The sequence below is a fragment of the Allobosea sp. 05T422_2 genome (assembly GCF_056396265.1).
This window is the reverse complement of record NZ_JBFTLD010000103.1, coordinates 1-12424: the sequence shown is the minus strand read 5'-3', so window position 1 is coordinate 12424 and position 12424 is coordinate 1. Positions and strand designations below refer to the sequence as shown.

The window sequence follows — 12424 nt, the reverse complement described above, 5'->3', positions numbered from 1 at the left end:
GACAGGGCAGGGGACGCCGGAGAATAGACATGATTGAAATCAGCGGGGCCGGCCAGGTCTTTGGCTCGGTCGGCAATGGCGGCGTGCGCGCGCTCGACGGGATCGATCTCACGATCCGCGACCGCGAGATCGTCACGCTCGTCGGCCCCTCCGGCTGCGGCAAGTCCACCTTGCTGCGGCTCGTCTCCGGCCTGGTGCCGCCGACGGAGGGCAGCATCGCCATCAATGGGGAGCGCGTCAGCGCGCCGCGGCAGGACACGGGCATCGTCTTCCAGGCGCCGACCCTGCTGCCCTGGGCGACGATCATGGAGAACGTGATGTTCCCCTCCACGATCATGGGGCGTGCCGACGAGACGGCGCGCCGGCGGGCGAAGGACCTGCTGGCCGTCGCCGGCATCGCGGATTTCGCCGATCACCGGCCGCGCCAGCTTTCCGGCGGCATGCAGCAGCGCGCCGCGATCTGCCGGGCGCTGGTGCATGATCCCGACATCCTGCTGATGGACGAGCCCTTCGGCGCGCTCGATGCGTTGACCCGCGAGATCATGACGATCGAGCTGCTGCGGATCTGGGCGAATGCGCCCAAGACCATCATTTTCGTCACCCATTCCATTCCCGAAGCGGTGATCCTGGCGGACAGGGTCGTCGTGATGTCGCCCCGGCCCGGCCGGATCGCCGAGATCATCGATGTCGATCTGCCGCGCCCGCGCGATTTCGCCATGTCGGGCCACCCGGAATTCCAGCGCTGCGCCGGCCGCATCCGCGAACTGATCTTCGGCGAGCAGGGGACGCATTTCGATGTCGAACACTAAAGCCCTGCGCCTGCTCGGCGCGAGCCGCGAATTCCTGATCCCGCTCGTCGCGCTGGTCGTGCTGATGGCGATCTGGGAGGTGACCGTCCGGGTCTTCGCCATCCCCGAATACCTGTTGCCGGCGCCCTCGCGGATCTTCCAGGACACCGCGGCGATGGGCCCGGCGCTGGGCGAGCATACGCTGGCGACGCTCAGGACCGTGCTGTTCGGCTTCCTGCTCTCGATCGCGGTCAGCTTCCCGCTCGCCGTGCTGATCTCCTCCTCGCGGCTGGCGGCGGATGCGATCTATCCGCTGCTCGTGCTGACCCAGTCGGTGCCGAAGGTCGCAATCGCGCCGATCCTGGTCGTGATGCTGGGTCCCAACGAGCTGCCGCGCGTCATCGTGACCTTCCTGGTCGCCTTCTTCCCGCTGGTGATCTCGATGACCACGGGTCTGCTGGCGGTGCCGCCGGAGCTGGTCGAGCTTGCCCGGTCCTGCCGCGCGAGCAAGCTGCAGGAGCTGCTGCGGGTGCGTCTGCCCTATTCGATCCCGTTCGTATTCTCCGGCCTGAAATCGGCGATCGCACTCTCCGTCGTCGGCGCCGTGGTCGGCGAGTTCGTCGCGGCGGAACGGGGCCTAGGCTATCTCATCACCTCCGCAACCGCGTTCTTCAAGGTTCCCGTCGCCTTCGGTGCCATGCTGATCCTGGCCCTGCTCGGCATCGTCCTGTTCCAGCTGATCGTCGTCGCCGAGCGGGTGTTCTTCCCCTGGGCAGCGGCCGAGCAGCGGCGCTGACCTGCGGCGCCGAGAAGGAGACCCCGCCATGACCGCAAGCCCGCTCCACACGATCATCCGCAACGCCCTCGTCCTCCTGCCGGAGCGCGTTCAGGCTGAACCGCTCGACCTGCTGCTCGAAGGCGACACGATCCGCGAGATCGGTCCGCGCGGCATGTCCGTCCCCGAGGGGGCGGCAGAGATCGACGCCACCGGCAAGCTCGTTCATCCCGGCCTCGTCAACGCCCATACCCACGGCCATGGCGCGCTCGCCAAGGCCATGGGGGACCGCTGGTCGCTCGAACTGCTCCTGGCCGCCGGCCCCTGGATCAGCGGCAACCGCAGCCTCGAGGACAAATATCTCAGCGCCGCACTCAACGGCGCCGAGATGGTGCTGAAGGGCACGACCGCCTGCTACGACCTGTTCTTCGAGGTGCCAGCGCCGTCGGTCGAGGGCATGTCGGCTGTCGCCCGGGCCTATCAGGATGTCGGCATGCGCGCGACGATCGCGCCGATGGTCGCCGACACCACGCTCTATGAGGCCATTCCCGGCCTCTACGACGCCTTGCCCGAGCCGCTGCGCGCCGAGGTCGACCGCTTCCGGATGCAGCCCTATGCCGAGACGCTGAAGGGCTTCGAGGCTTTCGTCACGCAGGCGCGCTTCGATACGGAACGGCTAAAGATCGCGCTCGCCCCGACGATCCCGCTGCATTGCTCGGATGGGTTCCTCGGCGCCTGTCGCGACTGTGCCCGCCGCTTCGGTCTCGGCCTGCACAGCCATGTCGCGGAATCGAAGATCCAGGCGCTCTCCGGCATGAAGCGCTATGGCCGCACATTGACTGCCCATCTCGACCAGCTCGGCCTGCTCGGCCCCGATTTCACGGTCGCCCATGGCGTCTGGCTCGATCCGGAGGACATGCGCATCCTCGCGGGCCATGGCGCCTCGGTCGCGCACAACCCGGCGAGCAATATGCGGCTGGGCAGTGGGCTTGCCGACGTGCGGGCGATGCTCKCGGCCGGCGTCAATGTGGCGATCGGCACGGACGGCTCGAACAGCGGCGACAACCAGAACATGTACGAGGCGACGCGCCTGGCCTCCTTCGTCTCGAAGGTGCGTGGACCCGATGTCCGGGAATGGCTGACCACGCCCGAGGCCCTGCATGCTGCAACCGAAGGCGGCGCCCGCGCGCTCGGCTTCCAGGGCCGCATCGGCCGGATCGAAGGCGGCTACAAGGCCGATCTCGTCTTCGTCGATCTCGGCCATATCAACTGGCTGCCGCATAACCGCACGGTGAACCAGATCGTCCATGTCGAAGACGGCACGGCGGTGCGCGACGTGATGATCGGCGGTCGCTTCGTCGTGAAGGAGGGGCGCCTGCTGACGCTCGACCTCGCGAAGCTGGCGCGCGAGGCGGAAGCGGCGCGCGAGCGGCTGGAAGCGGCGAACGCGCCCATGAAACTGCTGGCCGAGAAACTGCAGGATGCGGTCGCGAGCTTCTGCGTCGGCCTCGCCCGGCAGCCCTACCAGGTCGAGCGCTACGGCGCGCCGCTGCGCTGAGGCACGGCTCCGTTCGGCATTCGGCCGTCGAACGGAGATCCCCTTCGCGGACGCGACCGACCGGCCGGCTTCGCTGATGGCCGGTCGTCGGCGACGGCCTCACCAATATGCCCGGTAGACCGTGCGGGGATAATAGTGCGGGCCGTAATAAGCCCGGTTCCAGCCGTAATAGCGCGGGGCATAATAGACGGGCCGCGCATAGTAATAGCCCGGGCGATAATAGACCCGCGGGCCATAATAGGAATAGGCGGGATAGCCATATCCGTAGCCATAGGCCGGATAACCGTATCCATAGGCATAGGCGGGCGTCGTTGCTGCGGCGACCAGGCCTCCGAGCAGCGCCCCACCGACCAGCCCGGCAGCGACAGCGCCGCCGCCCCAGCCATAGTTGCGATAATACCCGCCGTGATAGCCCCAGCCGCCCCCGCGCCAATATTGCGCGTCGGCGGTTCCGACACTGCCGGTCATGATCAAAGCGGCAGTGGCGAGCGTTGCGAGTTTCCTCATGACACCCTCCCACCTTGCTGTGACGCAAGCGAGGCCAACCGACGCCGTGTCGCTTCCGCTATCCCCGGGCAGAAGTGCCGTCGTGGGCCGGTGCTTTCGCGCCAACCGTCTCCGATAACGCCGAATTTACACGCGTTTCCGGCGGGATGCAGCAGCCTTGATGCCGCGCGTTTGGGACAATACTCCGATGCGCGTCGGAGGAGGCGGACCTGATGACCGGCATAGGCTGTTGCCAGAGTTCTGGGCGCCAGCGCTCGGGCCCGCTTGGGCAGGGAAGAGTCTGAGGATTTGCTGCAGCTCTGAGGGGATGCTTGGGGTTGCAGACGTCGCGGCTCGACGCGCGTGCGGTCGTCTGCAACTGTTCCGCCATGGCTAGCGATCCCAAACACCTTGTCGCTGCAGGTTATGACGACGTTGCAGACGCATATCTCGAACGGTTCGGGGTATCTGCTGTTCGTCAGAAATGGCTCGGCCGTCTTATCGACAGCCTGCCAGCCGATGGCGGCCGGGTCCTCGATCTCGGATGCGGTGCGGGCATCCCCGTGGCGCGGGATCTTGCGGCATTGGGACATGCCGTCATCGGTGTCGACGCATCGGCACAACAGATCCTCAGGGCTCGAAAGCAGGTCCCGCTGGCGACGTTCATCCAGGCGGATATGTGCGACGTGGCGCTTGAAGCCGGTTCCTTCKACGCGGTTGGCGCCTTCTATTCGATCACGCATGTCCCCTCTGTCCAGCAAGGACCGTTGATCCTGAAGATCGCGAGATTGCTGAAGCCGGGCGGTGTCTTTGTCGGAAGCTTTGGAACAGGTGTTTCCGGCGAGTGGACCGGTGAATGGCTGGGAACCACGATGTTCTTCGGTCACAACGGCGAAGCGGAAACACTGAAATATCTATCCGATGGCGGATTGCTCGTCCGCAAATCGTCGATCGAACCGCAGGACAACGAGGAGGCCTCCTTTCTGTGGATCGAGGCCGCAAAGGAGACCTGACCGCTTTTGCTCAATCGGGTATTTGCGCCCGCGGCCCGGGAGGATCGCGGGAACCAATGAACGTCCGCCAGCATCTCTTGCAGAACTCGCGGGAGCATCGCGATTGCTGCCGATCGCCGCATGGACCCGGCTCGGAGCGCTGCTTTGCGTCTCCCGCCGGTCAGATGGCCAACGGGTTCACCGCGGCTCCGATCAATCGGACCAGCGAGAGAGCCGTCATCTCCGATGATTTCGGATTGGCGGCAAGGGCGCGGTTCTCGATTGCGATCTCGAGCCGGCCGAACGCCCCGCTCGCGGCAAGGCGATGGCTGTTTGCCTTCGCCCCGGGATCGGCGACGAGCTGGATGCGGGTCCGGTCGAGCCCGATGCCGGCCAGCGCGCTGATCACCGCGACATTGGCGTTCTGCGGGAACAGCGACGCCGCCTCGCGCGCGGTTCCGCAGAAGAAGGTCAAGGGCGCCGAAAGCGCGTCGAGCGACGCCATCGCCTCGGCCGCCGTGCCGCGCCAGGCCGCGGGCGGCTTGACGATGGTATGGGTGACCTCGTCCAGCGGAAGCGCCGCGGCCGCGGCCAAGGCATCGATCCCCCCGAGCGCGCCCGCCGGAATCAGGAGTCGGCTGCCATTGGTCTCGGCCACCTCCAGGAGCCTGCCGAGCAGCGCATCGTCGCAAAGGGCGCTGGTCGAGGCCACGGCGAAGGCCGGGGCGTGGCGCAGCGCTGCCGCGCCCCATCCGGCCACAGCCTCGCGCCCGGCGGCTTCGACGACGAGGTCGAGCCCGAGACCGGCGAGCTGCCCCGGATCCGTGATCGGCGCCGCGCCCGTCGGCAGGTCGGGCGCGCTCGACAGATCGCGAAGGCCGATGGCCGCGACAGTGACGCGGGAGCCCAGGCGCTGCGCCAGCAACCCGGCGACGCGGCGGCTGATCGCGCCCCAGCCGATCAGGGCGATCCGAAGAGGCTTGCGCGGGTGCGACATGGTCAAGCGGCCGCCGTGTTGCGAGCGAGTTCGAGCAGCTTGCCACCGTTCAGGCCGTCGAGGAGGCTGAAATGATGTCCCGCGCAAAGGACCGGCGGTCCGGCCCGCCAGGCGGTGGCAAGTGCGGCTGACTGGGCCTTGAAGGCATCGCTTTCCACTTCGCCAACGGCGAAGGCGAGGCGTGCGGAGGGGCAGGGCCGGCCGTGCAGGCTCAGGCGTTCGGCCCGGGCCAGGTCGTCGAGGCCAAGCAGGCGCCCGAGCGGGAGATGGCCGAGCGGTGTCAGGTCGAAGAGACCCGAGAGCAAGAGCCCGGAGGCAATGGGCGGGGCATCCGACGCAACCAGCGCCATGGCGGCGAGGTGGCCGCCGGCGGAATGCCCCGCGAGATGCAGCCGCGCGGCGTCGATGCCGAGCGCCTCGGCTTCCCCGACCAGGAAGTTCAGGGCAGCGACGATCTGCTCCGCGCTCCGCTCCAGCGGGGTCTCGGGCGCAAGCCCGTAATTCGGCATGGCGACGGCGAAGCCGGCCGCCAGCATGCCCTGTGCGAACTGCGCGTGCTGGACCTTGTCGGAGGCCTGCCAGTAGCCACCATGGACGAAGACCCAGAGCGGCGGGCGCGAGACGCCCCGTGGCAGGTAGAGGTCGAGCGTCTCGAAACGCCCCGGCCCATAGGCCAGGTCGCGGCCGCGGTGATGAGCGCGGAAGGCTTCGCCGTCGCGGCTCCATTGCCGGAACAGCGCCTTCATGTCGGCCTGCAGGCGCGGACTGTACTGGCGGGCGAGCTGCGGCAGCGTGTGGCCTTGAACGAGCCTCTCCGGTGGTGGTGTCGGCTCGGAGTGCCGCGCGCGGATCGCCAGGCCGGGCTCGGCCCTCGGCTGCAGCCGGATCGGCGGGCGGAAGCCGGCGAAGACCTCGCGATAGGCGAGCTCGACCTCATGGCGCGAGAGATGGAAGGCCGCCGGCTCGCCTGTCTCCCATGTCATCGAGAGCAGATGCTGCGGCCCGCAGCCGGCTGCGACCAGCCCGTCGAGGATCGTCGCGAGCGCATCGCGCAGCGCCTCGACCGGATCGGTCAGGGATGTCGTCGCGACTAGCTCTGCCGCGACCATGTCAGACGCCGACATAGCGATGTACCATTTCTGCCTGCGCCGCGAGATCGACGCTGCTGCCGGACCAGACGGTGCGGCCCCTTTCGAGGATGTAGTGGCGATCGGCGATGCGCTTGAGCACGTTGATGTTCTTGTCGATCAGCAGGATGGACTGGCCCTGCGCCTTGAGCACCTCGATGCAGGACCAGATCTCGGCGCGGATCACCGGCGCGAGACCCTCCGTCGCCTCGTCGAGGATCAGCAGCTTCGGATTGGTCATCAGCGCCCGGCCGACTGCGAGCATCTGCTGTTCGCCGCCTGACAGGGTCCGCGCCGATTGCCCGGCGCGCTCCTCAAGGCGCGGGAACAGGCGATAGACCCGTTCGAGCGTCCAGGGCTGTGCACGCTTCAGCCGGTTCGATGCGGTGGCGACGAGGTTTTCGCGCACGCTCAGCGTAGGGAAGACCTGCCGGCCTTCCGGCACCAGGCCGATGCCGCAGCGGGCGATCTTCTCCGGCGGACTGCCCGATACGGCGCGGCCCCCGAACCGGACTTCGCCGGCCTTCGGCGGGAGCAGGCCCATGATCGAGCGCACGGTGGTGGTCTTGCCCATGCCGTTGCGGCCGAGCAATGTCACGACCTCGCCCTCCGCGATGTCGAGCGCGACGTCGAAGAGGACCTGGCTGGCGCCATAGGCCGATTGCAGGTTGCGTACGCTCAGCATCAGGCGTCTCCCTCGCCGAGATAGGCGATGCGGACATCCGGGTTGTCGCGAATTTCGGCGGCCGTCCCGGTCGCGATCACGCGGCCATAGACAAGCACGGAGATCCGGTCCGCCAGCGCGAAGACCGCGTCCATGTCGTGTTCGACGAGCAGCAGGGTGACGCGCCCCTTCAGGGCCCGGAGCATCGCGACCATCTGTTCGCTCTCGGCATGGCCGAGGCCGGCCATTGGTTCGTCGAGCAGGAGAAGGCGCGGTTCGCAGGCGAGCGCCACCGCGAATTCGAGCTGTTTCTGCTCGCCATGGGAGAGATCGGCGACTCTCACCTCGGCGCGCGCCGCCAGGCCGGCCGCCGCCAGATGCTGCCGTGCCCTGGCGCGCAGCGCCTCGTCGCGGCGGGCATTGGCGAAGAAGTGAAAGCTGTGCCCTTCATGAGCCTGCACGGCCAGCGCGACATTGTCGAGCATGGTGTAGTCCGGCAGCAGATGGGTGATCTGGAAGGTGCGGGCGAGGCCGCGACGGACGCGCTGCGGCGTCGGCAGCCGGCCGATATCCTCGCCGTCCAGGCGGATCTCGCCCTCGTCATGGGAGAGCTCGCCGAAGAGCTGGGTGATCAGCGTGGTCTTGCCCGCGCCGTTCGGGCCGATCAGGGCGTGGACCTCGCCTTCGACCACGTCGAGATCGACCTTGTCGGTGGCTACGAGTCCGCCAAAGCACTTCTGCAGGTTGCGTACGGAAAGCAGGGGCTGCGTCAACTCCCGACCCTTCCGACGCGGTTGAAGAGCGCGCTGAGCCCGCCCTGCGTGAACAGGACGACGAACAGCAGGACAGGCCCGAGGATGAGCTGCCAGTGCTCGGTCCAGGCGGTGAGCACGGTTTCCAGGATGACGAGCGCAGCCGCGCCGAACAGCGGGCCAAGGACCGTGCCGACACCGCCGAGGATGACCATGATCATCAGCTCGCCCGACTTGGTCCAGTGCAGCATGTCGGGGCTGACGAWGCGCAGGTAATTGGCCATCAGCGCCCCGGCGAGCCCGGCCCCCATGCCGGAGACGACGAAGGCGGTGAGCTTGTAGGAATAGGGCGCGACGCCGATCGCCGCCATGCGGCGCTCGCTCTGCCGGATGCCGATCAGGACCATGCCGAAGCGTGATCCGACGATCCGCGAAAGCGCGCCGAAGACCAGCGCGGCCGCCGCCAGGCAGATGAAGTAGAACACCGTGTCGTTGCGGGTGTCGAGGTCGAGCAGGACATTGCGGCGGCGGATGATCAGCCCGTCATCGCCGCCATAGGCCTTGATCGAGACGAACAGGAAGAACAGCATCTGCGCGAAGGCGAGCGTGATCATGATGAACTGCACGCCGCTCGTGCGCAGGCAGAGCGCGCCGATGCAGAGGGCGAGGATGCCCGCGACAAGCATCGCGGCGGGAAGGGTGATCAGGAGCTGGTTCGTTCCCGGCAACAGGCCGAAGAGCAAGGTGTCGCCGACGAAGCTCTGGTAGAGGATGCCGACGACATAGCCGCCGATGCCGAAGAAGGCGGCATGGCCGAAGCTCACCATCCMGCCGAAGCCCAGGGCGAGATTGAGGCTGGCGGCGGCAATTGCGTAGATCAGCACGCGGGTCGCCAGGGGCACGAGCGAGGGCTGGCCGATGGCCTGCAGGACGAAGGGCAGGGCGCCGAGCGCCAGGCCAATCGCGGCAGCGGTCAGGAGCCGGCCACGGGCCGGCGCCCGGGCGATAGGACTGGTCATGATGTCATGCATGGGCGGGAAAGAGCCCCTTCGGGCGCATGAGCAGCACGATTGCCATCAGCAGGTAGATCCCCATCGAGGACAGGCCGCCGGCGAGCGCATCTGCCTCGGATGGATTCATGACCGAGCGCAGCAGGCCGGGGAGGAAGGCGCGCAGGCTGGTGTCGACGAGGCCGACGATCAGCGCGCCGAAGAAGGCGCCCCGGATCGAGCCCACGCCGCCGATCACCACGACCACGAAGGTCATGATCAGGATCTGCTCGCCCATGCCGACCTGGACGGCGAGGATCGGCCCCGCCATCAGCCCGGCAAGTCCGGCGAGCAAGGCGCCGAGCCCGAACACCGCCGTGTACAGCAGGCGAATGTCCACGCCGAGCGCCCTGACCAACTCGCGATGGGTCGCGCCGGCGCGCACCAGCATGCCGACGCGTGTGCGGTTGATTAGGAGATAGAGCCCGAAGGCCACCGCAAGGCCAACCGCGATGACCGCGATCCGGTAKACCGGATAGACCAGCCCCGGCAGCAATTCGACGGAGCCGTTCAGTTCAGGAGGCACCGAGACGAAGAGCGGCTGCCTGCCGAACAGGATCGTCACCGATTGGTTGAAGATGAGGATGAGCGCGAAGGTCGCGAGCACCTGATCGAGATGGTCGCGCGCATAGAGCCGGCGCAGGACCAGGAGTTCGACCGCCATGCCGGCCGCCGCCGCCGCCGCGAGCCCGGCTGGCACTGCGAGCAGCAGTGAGCCGGTGCTGGTCGCGACAAAGGCTCCGGCATAGGCCCCGATCATGTAGAGCGAGCCATGCGCCAGGTTGATCACGCCCATGATGCCGAAGATCAGTGTCAGCCCGGCGGCGAGCAGGAACAGCATCACGCCGAACTGCAGGCCGTTGAGCAGTTGTTCGAGGATCAGCGCCATGGGCGGTCCACCTGATCAGAGCTTGCACTGCGCCGCGTAGGCGTCGCCGTAATTCGTCAGGATCTTGCCGACGGTCTTGAGGACGAGCTTGCCATCGCTGTCCTTTTCGGCCCRCAGCCCATACCAATCCTGGATCGGATGCTGGTTCGGGCCGAACTTGAAAGCGCCGCGCACGGACTGGAAATCGGCCTTGGCGAGCGCCTTGCGCAGGGCCGGCACATCGGGTTTTCCAGCGGTGGCCTTGAGCGCGGAGGCGATGGCCAGCGCCGTGTCATAGCCCTGGCTCGCGTAATAGGTCGCCGGGCGGTTATAGGCCTTGGTCCAGGCCGCCATGAAGGCCTTGTTGGCCGGGTTGTCGAAGTCGGAATTCCAGTGGCTCGAGGCGTTCACGCCAAGCGCGGCATCGCCGACCGCGGCAAGCGTCACCGCATCGAGCGAGGGGGCTGCGACGACCATCGGAATCTTGCCGGTCAATCCCGCCTGCTGGTACTGGCGCAAGAATGCGATACCGAGGCCGCCGGGGTTGAACTGGTAGACGAAGTCGGGATTGGCGGCACGAATCTGCGCCATCTCCGCGGCGAAATCGGTCTGGTCGAGACGGGTATAGACCTCGCCCACGACCTCGCCCTTGAACATCCGCTTGAAGCCGGCGATGGCATCCTTGCCCGCCTGGTAGTTGGCGGCCAGGACGAAGGCCTTCTTATAGCCGAGATTGTTGGCGTTCTGGCCGGCGCTCTCGTGCAGGCTGTCGTTCTGCCAGGCGATGGCGAAGTAGTTCTCGTGGCATTCCTTGCCCGCGAGATTGGACGGCGCGGCGTTGGCGCTGACATAGAGCGCGCCGGAATCGACGATGTCGGGCACGGTGGCGCCGGCGACGTTCGAGAAGACGATGCCGGTCAGGATCTTGATCCCATCGGTCTTGAGCATGCGCTCCGCGATCTGCTTGCCCTGACCGGGCTTKAGAGCGTCATCCTCGACGACAAGCTCGACGGGAGCGCCGCCGAGCTTGCCGCCCTGCATCTCGATGGCGAGCTTGAAGCCATCGCGAATATCCTGGCCGAGATATCCGCCCGGTCCGGACAGGGTGGTGATCATGCCGATCTTGACGGGCTGCTGGGCGATGGCAGCTCCCGTCATMGAGGCGGAGGCCAGCAGGCCCAATAGCAATCTGCGAAATGTCATCGTGAGCTCAAGTTGCTTGCGTTCATGCCTCTGAGATTTTTGCTGCGCCTTATTCGTGCTGGCGCTTGCGTGGGAGGAACCCGCGGCGCGGCCGGGATTCGGCCGCGCCGCTGAATTCCTACAGGCAGACCCATCCGGCCGGCGGTTCCTTGCCGGGATGGAGCGTGCCGCAATGCGGGCAGGTGCGGGCCTGCTCGTTGTTGTAGAAGGCCTTGTAGAGCGGCGGCAGGTCGTCGACGATGCTGACCAGATCGACCTCGACGCGATGCACGAGCTTCGTGCAGTTGAAGCAGTACCATTCGAAGGCGTCGAGCCAGCCCTCGGGCCGCTTCGGCTCGATGACGAGGCCGATTGAGCCTTCCTGCGGGCGCTGCGGCGAATGGCGCACATGCGGCGGCAGCAGGAAGATCTCGCCCTCCCGGATCGTCACGTCGTAATGCTTCCCGTCATCCACGACCTTGAGCATCATGTCGCCCTTGAGCTGGTAGAAGAACTCCTCCACCGGATCGTCATGATAGTCGGTGCGCTGGTTGGGGCCGCCGACGACGGTGACCATCAGGTCGGAATCCGTCCAGATCTGCTGGTTGCCAACCGGAGGCTTCAGCAGATGCTGGTGCTCCTCGATCCATTTCGCGAAGTTGAAGGCCTTCAGCCGTCCTTCCGTCGCCATCGTTCCACCTCTCCCGTTTCGTCTGCCGGCGGCTCAGCCGGTCTTGGCCAATGATGCATCTGCGGCGTGCAGCTTCAGGCCGCAGGACTCGAAGGCGGCGCGCGTCGCAGCCTTCTCTGTCTCTGTCAGCTCCAGCAGCGGCGGCCTGACCCGGCCGCCGGCCTGGCCGAGCAGCTCCTGCCAGTATTTCTGATGGGCGTGCGGTTTCTCGGCGGGCCTTGTGCCACGCAGCGCCTCGCGGACCGGGTTCAGGCTGTCGCGCACGGCGCGCGCCTGCGCGGCGTCGCCACGGAAGGCGAGATCGGTATATTCGCGCATCCGCAGATCATGCGGCGTCTGGATCAGGCAGGGCGGCGAGGAGCAGAGATAGAGCTGCCAGCCGAGCTCGAGAATGTTGTCGAGCCATTCCTCCTCGGAGGCGCTGCTGACCAGGATGCGATCGCCGGCGAGCCTGGTAAGCTCGGCATACATCGGGCGCGGCACACTGTACTTGAT

At 66.9% G+C, this 12424-nt stretch carries 14 protein-coding genes; 4 read left to right on the top strand and 10 right to left on the bottom strand.

From position 1 onward, the window contains the following. The first annotated feature begins 29 nt into the window (after positions 1-29). The 3 genes from AC1DJT_RS18495 to AC1DJT_RS18485 are packed head-to-tail and all read left to right on the top strand — an operon-like array spanning position 30 to position 3121. Positions 30-809 carry an ABC transporter ATP-binding protein gene (locus tag AC1DJT_RS18495; RefSeq protein WP_441488475.1) on the top strand — a complete coding sequence of 260 codons (780 nt, stop codon included), beginning with the start codon at positions 30-32 and terminating at the stop codon, positions 807-809. After that, positions 796-1584: an ABC transporter permease gene (locus AC1DJT_RS18490; RefSeq protein WP_441504567.1), complete on the top strand. Its 789-nt coding sequence runs from the start codon at positions 796-798 to the stop codon at positions 1582-1584. The genes AC1DJT_RS18495 and AC1DJT_RS18490 overlap by 14 nt, the downstream gene beginning before the upstream one ends. Positions 1585-1612: 28 nt before the next feature. Then, positions 1613-3121, top strand: coding sequence for an amidohydrolase family protein (locus AC1DJT_RS18485; RefSeq protein ID WP_476834606.1), 1509 nt, complete (start codon positions 1613-1615; stop codon positions 3119-3121). 99 nt (positions 3122-3220) lie between these two features. Here AC1DJT_RS18485 and AC1DJT_RS18480 read toward each other — a convergent pair whose 3' ends face one another. After that, positions 3221-3628, bottom strand: a complete 408-nt coding sequence (locus AC1DJT_RS18480; RefSeq protein ID WP_441488472.1) for a hypothetical protein — start codon at positions 3626-3628, stop codon at positions 3221-3223. A gap of 368 nt (positions 3629-3996) precedes the next feature. On the opposite strand from AC1DJT_RS18480, the gene AC1DJT_RS18475 reads away from it, so the two are divergent. Then, the gene (locus tag AC1DJT_RS18475) at positions 3997-4620 is read left to right on the top strand and encodes a class I SAM-dependent methyltransferase (RefSeq protein ID WP_476834605.1); all 624 of its coding nucleotides are present in this window, start codon (positions 3997-3999) and stop codon (positions 4618-4620) included. A 160-nt stretch (positions 4621-4780) separates the two neighbouring features. Here AC1DJT_RS18475 and AC1DJT_RS18470 read toward each other — a convergent pair whose 3' ends face one another. The 9 genes from AC1DJT_RS18470 to AC1DJT_RS18430 all read right to left on the bottom strand — a co-directional run. Beyond that, positions 4781-5596, bottom strand: a complete 816-nt coding sequence (locus tag AC1DJT_RS18470) for an aspartate dehydrogenase (RefSeq protein ID WP_441504852.1) — start codon at positions 5594-5596, stop codon at positions 4781-4783. A gap of 2 nt (positions 5597-5598) precedes the next feature. Further along, a complete protein-coding gene (locus AC1DJT_RS18465; RefSeq protein WP_441504563.1) occupies positions 5599-6705 on the bottom strand; it encodes an alpha/beta hydrolase in 1107 nt (368 codons plus the stop codon). Position 6706: 1 nt separating this feature from the next. Further along, positions 6707-7408 carry an ABC transporter ATP-binding protein gene (locus AC1DJT_RS18460; RefSeq protein ID WP_441504562.1) on the bottom strand — a complete coding sequence of 234 codons (702 nt, stop codon included), beginning with the start codon at positions 7406-7408 and terminating at the stop codon, positions 6707-6709. Next, positions 7408-8160: an ABC transporter ATP-binding protein gene (locus AC1DJT_RS18455; RefSeq protein WP_441504561.1), complete on the bottom strand. Its 753-nt coding sequence runs from the start codon at positions 8158-8160 to the stop codon at positions 7408-7410. Before AC1DJT_RS18455 ends, AC1DJT_RS18460 begins: the two co-directional genes overlap by 1 nt. Continuing rightward, on the bottom strand, positions 8157-9158 hold the full coding sequence (locus AC1DJT_RS18450) for a branched-chain amino acid ABC transporter permease (RefSeq protein ID WP_476834604.1): 1002 nt from the start codon (positions 9156-9158) through the stop codon (positions 8157-8159). Before AC1DJT_RS18450 ends, AC1DJT_RS18455 begins: the two co-directional genes overlap by 4 nt. A gap of 4 nt (positions 9159-9162) precedes the next feature. Next, the gene (locus AC1DJT_RS18445) at positions 9163-10077 is read right to left on the bottom strand and encodes a branched-chain amino acid ABC transporter permease (protein WP_441504559.1); all 915 of its coding nucleotides are present in this window, start codon (positions 10075-10077) and stop codon (positions 9163-9165) included. Between the two features lie 15 nt (positions 10078-10092). Further along, positions 10093-11259: an ABC transporter substrate-binding protein gene (locus AC1DJT_RS18440; RefSeq protein ID WP_476834603.1), complete on the bottom strand. Its 1167-nt coding sequence runs from the start codon at positions 11257-11259 to the stop codon at positions 10093-10095. Between the two features lie 118 nt (positions 11260-11377). Continuing rightward, a complete protein-coding gene (locus tag AC1DJT_RS18435) occupies positions 11378-11929 on the bottom strand; it encodes a 3-hydroxyanthranilate 3,4-dioxygenase (protein WP_441488463.1) in 552 nt (183 codons plus the stop codon). A gap of 33 nt (positions 11930-11962) precedes the next feature. Beyond that, positions 11963-12424: dihydrodipicolinate synthase family protein (locus AC1DJT_RS18430; RefSeq protein WP_476834602.1), on the bottom strand; the 462-nt coding region annotated here is incomplete at its 5' end.